Source organism: Saccharopolyspora sp. NPDC049357, assembly GCF_040677225.1.
Lineage (GTDB): Bacteria > Actinomycetota > Actinomycetes > Mycobacteriales > Pseudonocardiaceae > Saccharopolyspora.
In genome coordinates, this window is the sequence record NZ_JBFAQJ010000047.1 from 1 (window position 1) to 17095 (window position 17095).

At 69.6% G+C, this 17095-nt stretch carries 16 protein-coding genes and 1 pseudogene; 10 read left to right on the top strand and 7 right to left on the bottom strand.

Annotation, left to right across the window (positions count from 1 at the left end; all coding sequences use genetic code 11):
- Positions 1-356: 356 nt before the first annotated feature.
- The 7 genes from ykgO to AB0J91_RS28290 all read left to right on the top strand — a co-directional run bounded on the left by ykgO (position 357) and on the right by AB0J91_RS28290 (position 7591).
- The gene (ykgO, locus tag AB0J91_RS28260; RefSeq protein WP_093416249.1) at positions 357-479 is read left to right on the top strand and encodes a type B 50S ribosomal protein L36; all 123 of its coding nucleotides are present in this window, start codon (positions 357-359) and stop codon (positions 477-479) included.
- Positions 480-492: 13 nt separating this feature from the next.
- A complete protein-coding gene (locus tag AB0J91_RS28265; protein WP_363874736.1) occupies positions 493-1299 on the top strand; it encodes a methyltransferase domain-containing protein in 807 nt (268 codons plus the stop codon).
- A gap of 155 nt (positions 1300-1454) precedes the next feature.
- Entirely contained in the window at positions 1455-2246 is a 792-nt protein-coding gene (locus AB0J91_RS28270) for an enoyl-CoA hydratase (RefSeq protein ID WP_363874739.1), read from the top strand.
- 63 nt (positions 2247-2309) lie between these two features.
- On the top strand, positions 2310-3566 hold the full coding sequence (locus AB0J91_RS28275; protein ID WP_363874742.1) for an acyl-CoA dehydrogenase family protein: 1257 nt from the start codon (positions 2310-2312) through the stop codon (positions 3564-3566).
- A complete protein-coding gene (locus tag AB0J91_RS28280; protein ID WP_363874745.1) occupies positions 3563-4915 on the top strand; it encodes a phosphotransferase family protein in 1353 nt (450 codons plus the stop codon). The genes AB0J91_RS28275 and AB0J91_RS28280 overlap by 4 nt, the downstream gene beginning before the upstream one ends.
- A complete protein-coding gene (locus AB0J91_RS28285) occupies positions 4908-6563 on the top strand; it encodes a class I adenylate-forming enzyme family protein (RefSeq protein ID WP_363874747.1) in 1656 nt (551 codons plus the stop codon). Before AB0J91_RS28280 ends, AB0J91_RS28285 begins: the two co-directional genes overlap by 8 nt.
- 5 nt (positions 6564-6568) lie before the next feature.
- Positions 6569-7591: a phosphotransferase family protein gene (locus AB0J91_RS28290; protein ID WP_363874750.1), complete on the top strand. Its 1023-nt coding sequence runs from the start codon at positions 6569-6571 to the stop codon at positions 7589-7591.
- A gap of 8 nt (positions 7592-7599) precedes the next feature.
- Here the strand turns inward: AB0J91_RS28290 and AB0J91_RS28295 are convergent, their stop codons facing one another.
- From AB0J91_RS28295 to AB0J91_RS28305, 3 genes and pseudogenes are all read right to left on the bottom strand, one after another.
- Positions 7600-8217 carry an MOSC domain-containing protein gene (locus AB0J91_RS28295; RefSeq protein ID WP_363874752.1) on the bottom strand — a complete coding sequence of 206 codons (618 nt, stop codon included), beginning with the start codon at positions 8215-8217 and terminating at the stop codon, positions 7600-7602.
- A 52-nt stretch (positions 8218-8269) separates the two neighbouring features.
- Positions 8270-8500 (bottom strand): annotated as a pseudogene (locus AB0J91_RS28300) (alpha/beta hydrolase); the annotation flags it as partial.
- Between the two features lie 289 nt (positions 8501-8789).
- On the bottom strand, positions 8790-9023 hold the full coding sequence (locus AB0J91_RS28305; RefSeq protein WP_363874755.1) for a hypothetical protein: 234 nt from the start codon (positions 9021-9023) through the stop codon (positions 8790-8792).
- Between the two features lie 175 nt (positions 9024-9198).
- On the opposite strand from AB0J91_RS28305, the gene AB0J91_RS28310 reads away from it, so the two are divergent.
- Positions 9199-10296, top strand: coding sequence for a helix-turn-helix transcriptional regulator (locus AB0J91_RS28310; protein WP_363874758.1), 1098 nt, complete (start codon positions 9199-9201; stop codon positions 10294-10296).
- A 113-nt stretch (positions 10297-10409) separates the two neighbouring features.
- Here AB0J91_RS28310 and AB0J91_RS28315 read toward each other — a convergent pair whose 3' ends face one another.
- Together AB0J91_RS28315 and AB0J91_RS28320 are read right to left on the bottom strand one after the other, a co-directional pair.
- Positions 10410-11237 (bottom strand): aldo/keto reductase, encoded by an 828-nt coding sequence (locus AB0J91_RS28315; protein WP_363874761.1) that lies wholly within the window; start codon positions 11235-11237, stop codon positions 10410-10412.
- A gap of 167 nt (positions 11238-11404) precedes the next feature.
- Positions 11405-12862 (bottom strand): MDR family MFS transporter, encoded by a 1458-nt coding sequence (locus AB0J91_RS28320; protein ID WP_363874764.1) that lies wholly within the window; start codon positions 12860-12862, stop codon positions 11405-11407.
- Positions 12863-13238: 376 nt separating this feature from the next.
- On the opposite strand from AB0J91_RS28320, the gene AB0J91_RS28325 reads away from it, so the two are divergent.
- Positions 13239-14534, top strand: a complete 1296-nt coding sequence (locus AB0J91_RS28325; RefSeq protein ID WP_363874767.1) for an Nramp family divalent metal transporter — start codon at positions 13239-13241, stop codon at positions 14532-14534.
- Between the two features lie 15 nt (positions 14535-14549).
- Complete coding sequence (locus tag AB0J91_RS28330) at positions 14550-15470, top strand: D-isomer specific 2-hydroxyacid dehydrogenase family protein (RefSeq protein WP_363874770.1); 921 nt, start codon at positions 14550-14552, stop codon at positions 15468-15470.
- Between the two features lie 62 nt (positions 15471-15532).
- Here the strand turns inward: AB0J91_RS28330 and AB0J91_RS28335 are convergent, their stop codons facing one another.
- On the bottom strand, positions 15533-15946 hold the full coding sequence (locus AB0J91_RS28335) for a ribonuclease domain-containing protein (protein WP_363874773.1): 414 nt from the start codon (positions 15944-15946) through the stop codon (positions 15533-15535).
- Between the two features lie 115 nt (positions 15947-16061).
- A complete protein-coding gene (locus tag AB0J91_RS28340) occupies positions 16062-16997 on the bottom strand; it encodes a hypothetical protein (protein WP_363874776.1) in 936 nt (311 codons plus the stop codon).
- Positions 16998-17095: the final 98 nt, after the last annotated feature.

A 17095-nucleotide genomic window follows, 5' to 3' on the forward strand; every position in this document is an offset into this window, starting at 1 on the left:
CTACATGACCGATGAGGCCGTCGAGGGCAGGGACGCGTTCCTGCAGAAGCGGGACCCCGACTGGTCCCCCTTCCCCTGGTACTTCTGAAACCTCCGCGGCACGTCGGAGACCCGCAGCAGGCAGTGTTGGTCCGAACCGTCCGTGATCAATCTCGGTTTTGCCAGGACGGTTCGGACCAAAACCGCCCGCACCGAGGCCACCGACGGCAATCCGGCACCCGATTTCAGTGGAAATCCGGGACCCGATTTCCACTGAAGTCCGGTGCCCGAGTTCCACTGAAGTCCGAAGCTGATGACAATGGTTGTCGTTTTCGTTAGGGTGGAGGTGCATTGCTCGAGAGGAAGGTCGTGGAACGGTGAAGGTGCGCAAGTCGTTGAGGTCGTTGAAGCAGAAGCCCGGGGCTCAGGTGATCCGCAGGCACGGCAAGACCTTCGTGATCAACAAGAAGAACCCGCGCTACAAGGCCCGTCAGGGCTGAAGGAGGGGCGGCCATGGCACGAGGGGGCGAGGTCGGCACGCGGGACGCGTTCGACGCCGCTGCGGCGGACTTCGCCGCTCTCGGTCGTCACCTCTGGGAACCGGTGGGTGCGGACGCGGTGTCGGTCGCCGATCCGCAGCCGGGTGAGCGGGTCCTCGACGCCTGCTGCGGGACGGGTGCCTCCGCGATCCCGTCGGCCCGGCGGGTCGGCCCCGAAGGGCTCGTCGACGCGGTCGACGTCTCCGGCCCGATGATCGCCGAGCTGCGCGAACGGGCCGCCGGGCTGCCGCAGCTGCACGCGCACGAAGCCGACGTCACCAGCTGGGGCGGCGCGGGGTACGACCTCGTCCAGTCGGTGCTGGGCATCTTCTTCTTCCCGGACATGGAAGCCGGCGCCCGGCACCTCATCGGCACCGCCAGGCCGGGAGGTCGGGTCGCGTTCACGATCTGGCGTCGTGGGGCGATGGACCCGGCGGGAAGGCAGCTCGCCCTCGCCGTCGCGGAGGCGACCGGTGCCGAGCCGCCGGGCGAGCGACCGAAGCGTCCCGGTGACCGCATCAACCAGCCGGACACGTTCGCCACCTGGCTGAACGACCTCGGCCTGTCCGAAGTGGACATCGCCGTCCACGAGCGCGGGCTGCCGATGACGCCCGAGGTGGCCTGGCTGCTCGTCCTCGGCTCCGGCTACCGAGGCATCCTCGGCGACCTCGATCCGGATGAGGTCACCCGCGTCCGGGGCCGCTACCTCGCCCGTCTCGACGACGCGGGCCTTTCCGAGCTCGACACCACCACGCTCGTCGGAACAGGCCTCGTCCGCTAGTCACGCCACGTTCGGATCGGTGCACCGCCAAAGCGCCGAACAGCCTCCGACGGCCCAGCCCATCCGCGAATCGTGCGGTTGTGGGCGGTTACGTTTTGGTGTTCCGGGTGTTAACTTAGCGATCGATAAGTGCATCGGAGTTCGGCGGAGGGCGTGTGAGCACAGTGGACAGTGACACCGTTCTGGCGGATCAGCGCGGGCCGGTCCTGACGTTGACGCTGAACCGACCGCAGCGCAAGAACGCCATCGACCCGCCGACCTGGGACGCGCTCCACGAAGCGCTGCGCGAGGCGGAGCTGGACGATGCCGTGCGGGCAGTGGTGCTGACCGGGGCCGGTGGGGACTTCTGCGCCGGAGCCGACCTCTCCGCTGACCGGGGCGGGCACCCGCTGAACCGCATGCACCGGATCAACGACGTGGCGCTGACGCTGCACGAGCTGTCCAAGCCGGTGATCGCCAAGGTGCGCGGGGTCGCGGTGGGGGCGGGCTGGAACCTGGCGCTGGGCTGCGACCTGGTGGTCTCGGCCCCGGATGCCCGGTACTCGCAGATCTTCGCCAAGCGCGGCCTGTCGCTGGACTTCGGCGGCTCCTGGCTGCTGCCTCGCCTGGTCGGCTTGCAGCAGGCCAAGCGGCTGGCGCTGCTCGGCGAGATCATCGGCGCCGAGGAGGCCCGCGAGCTCGGTCTGGTGACCTGGGTGAAGGACGACGACGAGCTGGACGGCTTCGTCGACGAGCTCGCCGACACGCTCGCGGGCGGGCCTCCGGTGGCGATCTCGCAGAGCAAGGCCATGCTCAACGCCGCAGGTCAGCAGACGTTCCGCGAGGCGCTGGAATCCGAGGCGCGAGCACAGTCGGTCAACTTCGCGACCGCCGACGCACCCGCGGCGTTCCGGGCCTTCGTGAACAAGACCGAGCCGGAGTTCACCGGCGAGTGGTTGGTCGACTGACGCCCTCTTGTGCCAGCCGGGACGTGTGCTTAAGGTCACTGAACGGGCGCTAAGGAGGCTTGCATGGACTTCTCGATGCCCGGTGAGCTCGTCGCCCTGCTCGATGAGCTCGACCAGTTCATCGAGTCCGAGATCGTCCCGCTCCAGCAGCAGGACGACAACGAGCGCTTCTTCGACCACCGGCGGGAGTACGCCCGCACCGATTTCGAGGCAGGTGGCACGCCCCGCCCAGAGTGGGAAGCGCTGCTGCGCGAGATGTCCCGGCGCGCCGACGCGGCCGGCTGGCTGCGCTACGGGCTGCCGCAGGAAGTCGGTGGCGGTGGTGGCGGCAACTTCGAGATGGCCGTGATCCGCGAGCACCTGGCGGCCAAAGGTCTTGGTCTGCACAACGATCTGCAGAACGAGGCATCGGTGGTCGGCAACTTCCCCGTCGTGCACATGATGCTGGAGTTCGGGACCGATGCGCAGCGGCAGGAGTTCCTGCAGCCGATGCTCACCGGTGAAGCCCGGCTCGGCTTCGGCCTCACCGAACCCGACCACGGCAGCGACGCCACCTGGCTGGAGACCACCGCGGTCCGCGACGGCGACGACTGGATCATCAACGGCGGCAAGCGCTTCAACTCCGGGATGCACTCCGCTACCCACGACGTGATCTTCGCGCGCACCTCCGGTGAACCGGGCGATGCCCGGGGCATCACCGCGTTCATCGTGCCCACCAGCACGCCGGGGTTCTCGGTGGACTTCCACTGGTGGACCTTCAACATGCCCACCGACCACGCCGAGGTGTCGCTGCGCGACGTGCGGGTGCCGGCTTCGGCGATGTTCGGCGAGGAGGGCCGGGGTCTGGAGCTGGCGCAGTGCTTCGTGCACGAGAACCGCATCCGCCAGGCCGCCTCGGGTGTCGGAGCCGCGCAGTTCTGCATCGACCGCAGCGTCGCCCACGCCCGCGAGCGCGTCACCTTCGGTCAGCCGCTGGCCCGCAGGCAGGCCATCCAGTGGCCGCTGGTGGAGTTGCAGACCGAGGCCGAGATGGTGCGCGGGCTGGTGCGCAAGACCGCCTGGGAGATGGACCGGCGGCCGAACTTCGAGATCAGCGACAAGGTCTCCATGTGCAACTACCGGGCGAACCGGCTGGTGTGCGATGCGGCGGACCGCGCGATCCAGGTGCACGGCGGGCTCGGCTACACCCGGCACGCACCGTTCGAGCACATCTACCGCCACCACCGCCGCTACCGGATCACCGAGGGCGCCGAAGAGGTGCAGATGCGCAAGGTCGCGGGCTACCTGTTCGGCTTCGCCGGTCCGGGGAAGCGCGCATGAGCGCTGCGGAGCTCGGCGAGCGACTGGCCCAGCGGCTGAGCGCGGTCCGAGGGCACCCGGTGCGGGTGATGCGGTTGGAGCGGGCCAGCGGCGGCGCGAGCCGGGAGACGTGGTTCGTCGAGCTCGACAGCGGTCGCCTGGTGCTGCGGCGGGACCCGCCCGGCCTGGTCCGTCCCGACGGCATGGCCCGGGAGGCGGTGGCGCTCGAAGCCGCTGAACAGGCCGGGGTTCCGGTGCCGCACGTGGTCGACCACAGCGCTGACGAGTCGGTTCTGGGTTCGCCGTACGTGCTCACCGAGCACGTCGACGGCGAGACGATTCCCCGGCGCCTGCTGCGGGAGGACGCCTACGCCGCCGCGCGCGACGGGCTGGCCCGCGAGCTCGGCAGGGCCGCCGCGCGCATCCACCTGATCCCGGTTCCGGAGGGTTTCCCGGAGCCCGACCCGCTGGAACAGCTCGTCGCCGACCACGACGCCCTCGGCGACCCGATCCCGGCCGTGGAGGTCGCCTTCCGCTGGCTGCGCGAGAACCGGCCGGTCGGATCGGGAAGGGCCCTGGTGCACGGGGATTTCCGCAACGGCAACCTCATCGTCGACGAGACCGGACTGCGCGCGGTGCTGGACTGGGAGCTCGTGCACGTCGGTGATCCGATGGAGGACCTGGGTTGGCTGTGCACCAACGCGTGGCGCTTCGGATCGCCCTTGCCGGTGGGCGGTTTCGGCACCGCGGACGATCTCCTCGACGGCTACGCCGAGATCGCGGACACGCGGCCGGACCCGGAGGTCGTGCGCTGGTGGGAGGTCTACGGCACCGCCAGGTGGGGCGTGATCTGCCGGTCCCAGGCCGAACAGCACCTCAGCGGCGCGCGCCCGTCGGTGGAACTCGCCGCGATCGGCCGCAGGGTCTGCGAGCAGGAGCACGACCTGCTCACCGAGCTGGGAATCCCGAAATCAGCCGTCGAACCGCAGGTGGAGTCCGATTCCGCGGACCTGCACGGGCGGCCGACCGCCGCCGAGCTCGTCGCGGCGACGCGGGACTTCCTGCGCGACGAGGTGCTCACCGCGTTCGACGGCAGGATGCGGTTCCAGTCGTTGGTGGCGGTGAACGTTCTGTCCACTGTGGAACGTGAGCTGCGGTTCGGCGCCGACCAGGGGCGGCGGCATCGCGAGCGGCTGGGTGCGCTGGGATTCGCCGATCGCGCCGCGCTGGCAGCCGCGCTGCGGGCGGGCGAGGCCGACCCGTGGGACGAAGACGTCGCCGCGCTGCTGTGGTCGGAAGTCCGGGACCGGCTCGCGGTCGCCAATCCGAAGCACGCCAAGGGAACGACCAGGGGAGGCCACGGTGCCTGAGGAGCTGCGCGAACGCCTGCTGGACGAACTGACCGGACCCGGCGGCGATTTCGAGATGACAGACGCCGTGGTGCGCGGAACACCCATGCGCGTCTACGCCAAGCCGTTGCGCACCCTGCGCGACGCCGCCCTGCTCAGCGCCTTCCACGGCGACAACGACTTCCTCATCTACGAGGACCACCGCTGCACCTTCACCGAGCACCAGCGGCTCGTCGCGGGACTCGCCCGAGCGCTGCGCGAGGAGTACGGGCTGACCAGCGGAGATCGCGTCGCCATCGCGATGCGCAACTTCCCGGAGTGGGTGCCGATCTTCTGGGCCGTCCAGGTCGCGGGGCTCGTCGCCGTCCCGCTCAACGCCTGGTGGTCGCGCGACGAACTGCGCTACGGCATGACCGACAGCGGCGCGAAGCTCGTGTTCGCCGACCCCGAGCGCACGGCGCTGCTCGACCGCGAGGTCCCGGTCGTCGAGGTGCGCGGCGGCGAACCGGGGCCGGGCGTGCGCCCCTGGGCGGACCTGATCGCCGGCTTCCCGGACGACGTGCAGCCGCCCGCTGTCGTCGTCGAGCCCGACGACGACTCCACGATCCTCTACACCTCGGGCACCACGGGACGCCCCAAGGGCGCGGTCGCCACGCACCGCAACCACGTCACGAACCTGCTCAACACGGTCGTCACCCGCAAGGTCGGTTCCGCCATCGTCAACGGCGGCACCTTCCCCGAACCCGACTCGAACGATCCGCAGCCCGGGGCGCTGCTGACGTTCCCGATGTTCCACATCGCCGGCATCACCGTGCTGTGCTTCGCGACCCTCGCGGGAGCGAAGCTGGCGACGATGTACCGCTGGGACCGGGCGCAGGCCGAGAAGCTCATCCGCGACAACGACCTGACCAGCGCCGCCGGTGTTCCCACGGTGATGCGGGACCTGGTCGAGAACAGCGATTCGGTGCGCGGCCTGGAGGGCGTCACGATGGGCGGCGCCCCCATCCCGCCCGACCTCGTGCAGCGCATCGGCGGGCTCGGCAGCAGCGCGTCCAGCGGGTACGGGCTGACCGAGACGACCTCCACGGTCGTCGGCAACTCCGGCGAGGACTACCAGGACCACCCCGACAGCGTCGGAAAACCCATGCCGGGAGCGGAGATCCGCGTCGTCGACCCGGCGACCGGCGACGACCTCGCGGACGGCGAGATCGGCGAGCTGTGGTTCCGGGGTCCCAGCGTCGTGCGCGGCTACTGGAACCTGCCCGAGGCCACTGCGGAGTCCTTCACCGACGGCTGGTTCCACACCGGCGACCTCGGTTACGTCGACGACGGCTGGGTGTACGTCGTGGACAGGCTCAAGGACGTGGTGATCCGGGGCGGTGAGAACGTCTACTGCGCCGAGGTCGAAGCCGCGTTGTACGAGCACCCGGCGGTCGCCGACGTCGCCGTCATCGGGCTGCCGCACGCCACCCTGGGGGAGGAGGTCGCGGCCGTGGTGAACCTCAAAACCGGCGTGGATGCGGAGGAACTGCGAGCGCACGTCCGAGAACGCCTGGCGGGGTTCAAGGTGCCGGCGCACGTGGTGGTGCACGAGGACCCGCTGCCGCGCACGCCGACGGGCAAGGTCCTCAAGCGTCGACTCCGAGAGCAGATCGTCCAGCAGGGGTGAGCGCGGTGGAGCTGCCAGGCATCGAACACGACGCGGTCACCGGTTGGCTGGCCGAGCGCGGCGTGCCCGGACCGGTGGAGTTCTCGCTGGTCTCGGGCGGGAGGTCCAACCTCACCTACCGGGTCACCGACGCCGATGGCGTGGTGCGCGCCCTGCGCCGGCCGCCGACCGGGGGAGTGCTGAGCACCGCCCACGACATGAGCCGCGAGTGGCGGTTCATCTCCGCGCTGCACGGGACCGGTGTCCCGGTCCCGGCGCCGTTCGCGTACTGCGAGGATGGCGAGGTCACCGGCGCCGCGTTCTACGTGATGGACTTCGTCGACGGCACCGTGCTCGCCGACGGCTCCTCGGTGGCCGCGATGCCGCTCCCGGCTCGGCACCGGGCTGGGATGGCGACCGTGGAGTGCATGGCCGCGCTGCACAACCTCGAACCGGACGCCGTCGGGCTCGGCGACGTGGCCCGCCGCGACGGCTACCTGCAACGTCAGCTGCGACGCTGGCAGAAGCAGGTCCACGCCTCGGGCGCCCCGGACCTCGGTCTGCTCGACCAGGTGCACGACGCGCTCGTCGCGAACGCGCCCGAGCAGACCACCGGCATCGTGCACGGCGACTTCCGGCCCGGGAACCTCTCCTACGGCCTCGACGGCGAGGTCCTCGCGGTCCTCGACTGGGAACTGGCCACCCTGGGCGAACCGCTGGCCGACCTCGGCTGGCTCATCGCCACCTGGGAGGAACCCGGCGACGACCTCCCCGCCGTCACCCCCGGCCCCACGGCCGAGGACGGCTTCCCGACCCGCGACGACCTCATCGCCCGCTACGCCGAGCTGACCGGCCGAGACCTCTCCGACCTGCCGTTCTACGTCGCCTTCCAGCGCTGGCGCTCCTGCTGCATCACCGCAGGGGTCCGCGCCCGCTACGAGGCCGGCCACATGGGTGACGACGGCTACGACGCCACCGCCAGAGCGGACACCGAACAGCGCCAAGCCCAACTCGCCTGGCAGGCGGTCAAGGACCTCGGCCTGGCCTAGCTGGGTGATCAGTCGAGGGCGGCGCGGACCGAACGCGGAATGGACTGCAACAGAGCCGGTTCGAGCGTCATCGCGCGGAACGCCAGGGCTACGGTAGCGCTGTGGTCCGGCCGGTGGACGATCTCCACGGAGTCGCCGGGTCGGACGTTTCCCGGCTCGATCACGCGCAGGTAAGCCCCGGGCTTCGCCGCCCGCATGAACCGCTCGATCCAGCCGTTGCGCCCCATCCATCCCTGGAAGGTCGCGCAGGGGATCCGAGGGGATGACACCTCCAGCACGACTTCTCGGCCGATGCGCCAGCGCTCACCGATGAGGGCGCCGTTCACGTCGAGACCGCAGGTGGTCAGGTTCTCGCCGAAAGTGCCGTGGGGAAGCGGAGTGCCGAGCTCGACCTGCCACTCATCCAGGGCCTCCCGTGCGTAGGCGTAAACGGCCTGGTCGGAGCCTCCGTGGTGCTTGACGTCGTACACCCGATCGCCCGCGAGCCCGACCGCACCCGTGCCCTTCGGGCCGGGTGCGCGGACAGCCACCGGACCGGTGACCGGCCGCTTGTCGATGCCGGTGGTGCTGACCTTCTTCCACGGGTTGGGCCGAGGTCGGCCGACGTTGACGGACAGCACCTTCATCCCCTGACCGTACGGCCAGGCCGACCTCGGAGCGACTGATTTTTCGCCCGACTCAGGCGGTTCCCCGCAAATGCCGGGCGAAGAACCGGGTGGCGGAATCGCCCTCCCACGGCGGGACACCGGTGTGCCCGCCCATGTTGGCGTGCAGCGACTTCTCCTCGGAACCGAAGGCGTCGAACAGTTTCAGCGACTGCTCCCGGTCGTTCCCCTCGTCGTCCCACTGCAGCAGCACGTGCAGCGGGACGACGACCTTTCGCGCCTCGTCGAACATGCCGCGGGGCACTCTCACACGGCCGCCGAAAAAGTCGCAGCGCCCGCCGCGAACAACCAACCGATTTTCCCGTGTCCGGAATCGGCCGTCGATCACGAATGCCGAGGTGACCTTCCGGACAACCGTCAGCGATGCCCGCATCCCGGGACGGTTCTTCCTGGAATTGACCGGGAAAAAAGGGACAACGATCACGGACGGTTCGGACCAAAACTGCCCATAGCAACACCGACGTTGCCACCGATGTTGTGCGAGGGAGACGAGCAGGGCGAAGGCGATGCGCTGTCATCGGGCCTGGCCGGGGTCAGGGATCTTTCAGCTCTTTGAGGGTGTCGTTGCATTGCGGGCAGGTGGGGGCGTGGATCCAGTCGAATTCGGAGGGTTTGGCAAGCGCGAAGATTCGTTCGCAGACCGAGGGCGCGGAGGGGCCGGTGTCGGCGGCGATTCCGAAGAACGCGTGGCGGACCAGGCCGTATGCGCTGGATTCGTCCGGGGTCGGACGCCAGAAGTAGCGCAGCCACGTGTGCGATGTCGTCATCAGTTCCTCGTTCGTGCCGTGTGCTGTTGGTGCGGCAGTTCCCGCCGGTCGGGAGGGGAAGTGCCCGCGGGCGATGCGACGATCGGCGGGAACTGCCTGTGGGTAGTTTCGTGATCACGGGTGGTGATCCTTGGGCTTTGGGTGTTCACAGGCGTTCACAGCGAAGGTGGGGCTGATGACGGTGGGTGCGGACCTGCGGGCTGCGCGGGAAGCTGCGGGGCTGAGCCTGGCGCGGATGGCGCAGCGCACGCATTTCGCGAAGTCGTACCTGAGCATGGTCGAAACCGGGAAACGGACTGCGGCGCAGGACGTGATCAGCGCCTACGAGCAGGTGCTCGGTGTGTCATTGCGGGCCGGTTGCGGTGATCCGGTGCGGGTTGCGCACGAGTGGCTCGTGGCGGAGTCGCCGATGGCCGCGCACGTCCGTGCCGGTCGGCGGGTCGGGGGTTCGTTGGTGGATGAGCTCGACGAGCGAGTCGTCGAGCTGCGACATCTCGATGACGTGGTCAGCAGCAGGGACCTCCTGCCTGCCGTGTTGAAGGAGCTCGGTGAGGTCGAGGCGCTGGTGGGCTCGGCGAGCTTCGCGGAGCAGGTGGGGCGGCGGCTGTTCACGGCGGTCGGGGAACTCGCGCAGCTCGCGGGGTGGATCGCCAGCGACGCGGGCCGTTGTGCCGACGCGCAGCGGCTGTACCTGTCGGGCGTGGGTGCTTCCGAGGCGGCGGGCGATCGCGTGCTGGGGGCGCAGCTGCTGTCCAGTCTGAGCTATCAGCTCGCCAATGTCGGGAACCCGCGGGACGCAGCCCTTTTGGCGCGGACGGCGGTTCGAGGGGCCGACGGCGCGTCGCCGGTGGTGCGTGCGCTCCTGCTGGAGCGCCTGGCGTGGGCCTCGGTGAAGGCGGGAGACGCCGAGGGCACCTGGCGCGCGTTGGACGGCGTGAACGACTCGTACGACCGCCGAGGCGGTACCGGGTCCGAGCCGGAGTGGGTCTACTGGCTCAACCAGGCGGAGATCGACGTCATGGCCGGTCGGTGCATGATCGAACTGGGGCGTCCCGGCGACGCCGAGCCCCTTCTGGCCAACGCCATCGCGACCTACCCGGCCGACCACGCCAGGGAAGTGGCGCTGTACCTGACGTGGCTGGCCGAATCCCATGCGAGGACCGGTGACCTGGACGCCGCACGCGACGTCGTGGAGCGGGCGCAGCGCCATGCGGCGACCATGCCCTCGTCCAGGGCCGAAGACCGCCTGGACTCGGTCGTGGGGATGCTCTGACGCGTCAGACCGTGGTGGCAACGTCCCGGGACGGTTCTTCCTGGAATTGACCGGGCAATGGTTCTCGGTCGTTCCGGTGAATGTTTCCGGGACCTCGGGTGCGGGGCGCGGGGTCAGGATGTGGCGCGGAGGATGTCGAGGCGTCGCAGTTCGTCGTGGGAGAGGGCCAGGTCGGCTGCGGCGACGTTGTCGCGCAGGTGGCGGACGCTGGTGGTCCCGGGGATCGGGATGACCGCTACGCCGTGCGCCTGCTGCCGGTGGTGCACCCAGGCCAGCGCAACCTGCCCCCGCGTGGTCTCGTGCGCATGAGCGATCTCACCGAGCGCGGTGCTCAGGTCGTTCGTCGTCCGCTCGTCGGCTGTGCTCGGGGACCGGTGGAGAACTCCATGGCCGTTCGGGGAGTGAGCCACGACCGCCACTCCGAGTTCGGCCGCGGTGGGCAGCAGCTCCTGCTCGATGTCACGCTGCACCAGCGACCACTGCTCCTGCAGCGCCGCGATCGGATGTGCGGCGTGTGCGCGGCGCAGGTCGTCCGCCGTGACGTTGGACAGGCCGAGAGCGCGCACCTTCCCCTGGTCGACCAGTTCGGCCATGGCGCCGACGGTTTCCTCGATCGGGACCGTGTCGCTGCGATGGTGCAGGTAGTAGAGGTCGATCACCTCGACACCGAGTCGTCGCAGGCTCGACTCGCATGCCTGTCGCACGTACTCCGGGTCGGCCCGCACGTCGAAGTCACCGGCGACCTCTCCTTGCCACACCAGCCCGAACTTGGCGGCCAGCAGCACCTCGTCACGGCGCCCTCGGATCGTCCGGCCGACCAGCTCCTCATTCTGGTAGGCATCGGCGGTGTCCACCATCGTGATGCCCGCATCCAGGGCGGCGTGGACCACGGCCACCGGGTCGCGGTCGCCACCGTCGGCGACCCCGTCGCGCAACCTCATCGCCCCGAATCCCTGGCGGCCGAACCTCTCTCGGCTCATGGACGAACGCGTTCCCGTCTCAGCAGTTGGCATGGTCTTCACCCTAGGACCTCAACCGCGGTCGAGGTCCAGTCATGTGCGGCGCTGCACCTGACGCGGCTGGTGGAGCGTGCGGACTCGGTCGTGCGTCAGACCGTGGTGGGGGCTTCGTCGGGTTGTTCGGTCTGCGCGGCTTGGCGCTTGGGGTGGTCTGCGGGCATGAGGTAGGACAGGACCGCGAGGGCTGCCGCGATGAGGAACAGCAGGCCGAAGACGACGTGCACCGCGGCCATCAGGCCCGGTCCTGCGGGGGTGCCGTCGGGGCCGACGGTGGTGCGGGCGTTGACGATGGCTCCGCAGACCGCCACGCCCACGGCCGAGCCCAGCGAGCGGGCGAACATGTTGACGCCGGTGACGGCGCCGCGCTCGGTGAACGCGGCCGAGGACTGCGACGCGATGAGCGTCGGCACCGCGGTCAGGCCCATGCCCAGGCCGACCACGAACGTGAACGCCCCGATCATGATCACGGTCGAGTTCTCGCCCAGCAGCAGCGTCAGGCCGGTGCCCACGACCACGAAGGCGGAACCGATCATCGACGTGTAGCGGAACCCGAGGTTGAGGTAGACGCGCCCGGCGTTGGTGGCGGCCAGCGGCCAGCCGACCGTCATGGCGGCCAGGGCGAAGCCGGCGATCAGCGGGCCGAACCCGAGCACGCCTTGGGCGTAGATCGGCACGTAGGTGGACAGGCCGAGCACGATCACGCCCACCAGCAGCGAGACGGCCGTGGGGACGCCCACCACGCGGCGGCGCAGCAAGCGCAGGTTCAGGATCGGGTGCGAGGAGCGCAGCGCGTGCGCGGCGAACGCCGCGAGCAGCAGCACGGCCGTCACGAAGATCAGCACCGACGGCACCGACATCCAGGCCCAGCTGGTGCCGCCTTCGAGCAGACCGAGCAGCACGAGCGTGCTGCCGCCGGTGAGCAGCGCGGCTCCGAGGTAGTCGATCGGTTCGCGGTCGCCTTCGCGCGCGGACTCGTGGTACTTGAGCACCAGCATCGCCGCCGCCGCGAAGCACAGCGGCAGGTTGATCCAGAAGATCCAGCGCCAGCTGATGAATTCGCTGAACACGCCGCCCAGCGTCGGGCCGACGACCGACGAGATCGCCCACACCGAGGCCAGGTAGCCCTGCGTCTTCGCCCGCTCCTGGAGCGTGTAGATGTCGGCGGCGATGGTCAGCGAGACCGGCATCACCGCGCCCGCGCCCAGTCCCTGCAGCACCCGGCCGATGATCAGCGCGGGCATCGACCAGGCCGCACCGCACAGCACCGATCCGACCAGGAAGAACCCGACTCCCGCGAGCATCAGGCGCTTGCGGCCGAGCACGTCGGCGAGCCTGCCGAACAGCGGCGTGCTCACCGCCTGCGCGAGCAGGTAGGCGGAGAACAACCACGGGACCTGAGCGAAACTCCCGAGATCGCGGGCGATCGTGGACGACGCGGTGGCGATGATCGTCGCGTCCAGCGCCACCAGGGCCGTGGACAACATCAGCGCGAGCAGGATCGGGCCGCGCTCGGAGCGCAGCCCGACACCGGAAGATGGAGCGGGCACGACTCCATAAGGTACCCGGAAGCGGAATTATTCCGGGCGCTGCGAAGATTCCCGATTTCCCCGGGTTTGCGGAGATTTCTGGGAAGAGCGCGGTTCTGGTTCGAACTCGCCGGGCATGAGGCCAACGATCAAGGACTGCCGCGTCGCTCCGCCGCAGGAGTCCGATGCTCTCCGGGTATCGGTGAATACCGAACGGATGTTGGACGGGCATTGTCCGGAGATCTAGCGTCGAGCCCGATCATGCCGGGTGATTCAGAGCACTACGACATTCGCCAGCCGGTGGGGGTGCGGTCGAGGCCTCCGAGCCGACGGATTCCGGTGCGCGCCTGACGAGGCGCGTCGGAAACCGGTGCTGGCAAGGGCAAAGGAGCCTCTCGTGGTCGAATCCAAGTCGCTCAACACCACCTCCGCCGCGCCGCCACCGACATCGTTCCTGGGGTACCTGCGGTCGTTCGGGCCGGGCATCGTCATCGCGCTCAGCTGGGTCGGAACCGGCGACCTCATCGACAACTCGGTGGCCGGCGGCAACTACGGCTACGGGCTGCTGTGGGTGCTGCCGCTGTCGCTGGTCTTCCGCTTCCTGTTCGTCAACAGCCTCGCGAAGTACCCGCTCTACAACGTCCAGAACGACTCCAGCATCGTGCGCGGTTTCGCCCGCACGCACCCGGTCTTCGGGTGGCTGATGCTGATCTCCTTCGTGCTCTACACGCACCTGCTGCTGGCGTTCAGCTTCAGCGGTGTGGGCGTGGCGCTGCACGGGCTGTTCGGCGGGCTTCCGCCGTTCTGGTGGTCGGTGATCGGGGCGATCTCGGTGTTCGCGGTGACCTTCCGGGGTGCTTACGGAGTCCTGGAGAACACCTTCAAGGTCGTGCTCGCGGTGATGGTGGGCGCGTTCGTCGTCGGCGTCGTCATGGTGGGCATCAACTGGCCCGAACTGGTGCGCGGATTCGCCTTCGAGCTGCCACCGCAGAGCGGCCTGTTCGACTCCTCGCTGGTGGCGTCGAGCCTGGTCCTGGCCACGCTCGGCTCGATGGCCAACCTGTTCTACCCGCAGTTCCTGCGGGAGAAGGGCTGGGTGACCCCGGCCTACCGCCGTGTCCAGCAGTACGACCTGCTGTTCGGCTCGTTCGTGGTGCTGTTCCTCGGCGTGTGCGTCTGGGCTCTGGGGGCGGAGGTGCTGAGCACCGGTGAGGGAGTCGACGAGGCCTCCGACATCGCCGGAGCGCTGGGCACCGCGATCGGCCCGATCGGCACCTACCTGTTCTACCTGGGCTTGCTGGGCGCGGCGTGGACGACGGTGGCCGGCTCGCTGTTCGCGCTGAGCAAGATGAGCGTCGAAGCCCTGCACACGGTTCGGCCGGGCCGCCGGGAGCGGGTCGGTGACGACCCGCGCGAGGACGGCTTCTACAAGGTGATGGTCGTCTGGGGTCTGGCCGCGATCGTCTGGTCCCTGCCCGCCGCACCGGGATTCGTCGTGCTCGTGGTGATCTCGCACGTGCTGACCTCCCCGTTCCTGCTGATCATCGTGGTCGGCCTGATCGCGATGCTGAACAAGCGCCGGATCATGGGCGAGCACGTCAACACCTGGAAGGAGAACCTGGTCCTGGTCATCGTCGCGCTGCTGGTCTGCGCAGCCGCCGTGCAGGGATTCGCCCAGGTTCTCGGTTTCTGACCCGAGCGAGGAAGCATGAACAAGCTCGAGATCGCCGTCCTGCCGGACCCCGATGGTGGCGTGGCCGAGGTCGCCCGCGAGGCGGGCGCGGAAGTGGTGGGGCTCGACCAGGCCGAGGCGCTGGCCTGGACGACCTCGGCCACCGCCGAGTTCCCTTCAGCGCTGCCGGATTCGATCCGCTGGGTGCAGCTCCCCTCGGCCGGGGTCGAGCAGTGGTTCCAGGCCGGGATCGTCGACGGCGCGCGCACCTGGACCTCGGCGACCGGTGCCTACGCCGCACCGGTCGCCGAGCACGCGCTGTTGCTGCTGCTCACCGGGATACGTCGGATGCCGGAGTGCGTCCGCGCCACCACGTGGTCCAAGGCCGAGCTGATGCCGAGCGTGGGGACGCTCGGTGGTGCGACGGTGGCCATCATCGGCTGCGGCGGCATCGGCCGCGCCCTCCTCCCGTCCCTGCGAGCGCTCGGCGCCCAGGTCATCGCCGTCAACCGCAGCGGACGGACCGTTCCGGGCTCCCTCCGCACCGTGGCGGCCGACGATGCGGCGGAGGTCTGGTCGCAGGCCGACCACGTCGTCGTCGCCGCGCCCGCGACCAGCGACACCCAGCACCTCGTGGGCCGCGACCAGATTCAGCGCATGCGCCCGGGCGCGTGGCTGGTCAACGTCGCCCGAGGTTCGGTCGTGGACACGGAGGCTCTGGTGGAAGCGCTGGACGAGGGAGCCATCGGTGGCGCGGCCCTCGACGTGACCGACCCCGAGCCGCTGCCCGACGGTCATCCACTGTGGACTCATCCGCGAGCCGTCATCACTCCGCACGTGGCCAACCCGGCGGTCACCCTCCGCCGAGGATTCCACGAACGGTTGGCGCACAACATCGGCCGGTACGTCCGAGGAGAACCCCTGATCGGAACGATGGACCTCACACGCGGGTACTAGCCACCCTGATCACCGGGGTTTTCCGGTCCCCGATCACGTCGTGAGCTGATCCGGTGTGCCGCTCAGAGCAGGTGGAAGGTGCCGTAGTGGTCGGGGGAGAAGTACACCTCGTTGGTGGTCGTGTCCAACACCAGGCGGTAGGCCTGACGCTGGGCGCCGCACTCGCGCGGCGTGACGTCGAATTCGAGGTAGCTGTGGCCCTCGGGGAGCTGGCCCTCGTAGTTGTTGTAGGTGCCGCCGGCGAAGTTGCACTGCCCGTCGGGCCAGTCCACCCAGCCGCGCTCCGGCGGGTAGTTCAGCGACGCCCAGATCTCGTTCGAGCTGCGAGCCTCGTCGCAACCCTTGACCTCGCAGGCCTGCGCGACCGCGGCCGTGGCGGTCGGGGTGATCACGGCACTGCCGCCGCCGAGCAAGCCGAGCACGGCGAAAGCGGAAACGAGCAGCTTGATCACCGGGTTGATTCGGTTGTGCCTCACGCGTCCTCCCGAAAGTTGGCAGCGCCTCGGAATCTAGAGGCGTCTGAAGGCTTTCGGGTCGGATCTGCGACAACTGGACAAGTGGATCAAGAACGTGGGAACAGTCCGAACCACATCAGTCCTGACCCCGCGAGGTCACGGCGTCGACCTGGGTGTGCATGAGGGCGAGGGTCTGGTCGAGGGTCAGGCCGGAGTTCACGGCGTGGTCCAGGTAGGTGAGGATGCGCTGCGCGTCCTCACCGAGAACCGCGTTGGTGGAATCCGCCGTGGCGGCGTCGAGGGTGCCGAGGCTCGCGCGCTGTTGGGCGCCCCGCACGGCGCGTCGGAGGATGGTGGTCTCCTGCGCGTTCGGACGCCGGCGCTCCTCGGTGAGGCGGGCGAGGATGCGTCGCACGGTCGGGTCGTTCTTGACCGTCGCGGCCCGCGCGGCGTACGCGGCCACCATCTGCGACCCGCGTCGATCGTCCGGAGCGCCCGGGCCGTTCTCGGCGTGAGCGGGCGGCACGTCGACGTCGAGCGCGTCCATCGCCCGCTGCACGCGCGCGTCCCGGGCGCGCGCTCGGGCGATCGCGTCCGGACGTCCCTTGCCCGCGCGCTCCCGCACCTGCTCACGGGCCTGCTGCCCGGCTGCGGACAACCTCCGGGGCCGGGAGACCAACCCGTCGTTGATCTGCTGCTGGCGCTTGAGCCGCAGGTGCATGTCCAGCGACTGCCCGGCCCGGGGCGGAGCCAGCCGCGCGTTGCGCTCGAAGTCGTCGTCCGAATCGCGGAACCACTTCCGCAACCGCCTGACCAGGAAGTCCTCCGGCGACTCCCGGTCGCCCCGCCGGGGCTGGAAGCCCTCCTGGCCCTCCGGGAGGTTGTCGAGCGCGACCTTGATCGCGTCCACGCACCAGCCCGCGTCGAACCACCGGTTGAGGATCGCGACGGCCTCCGAGGTCACCGGGTGACCTGGGAAGAGCTCGCCGAACAGCTTCCTGGTGGCCAGCTCGACCTGTTCCCGGTCGGCCGGGATGACCCGGCCCGGCCAGGTCTGCGGGGTGAAGGCCATTCGGTTCCTCCAGGGGCTGCGCGTGCGCCACCAGTGTCCATCAACGGTTCCGATGATCGACGCCGGATCGTGATCGCGGACCTACCGGCGGCGTCCGG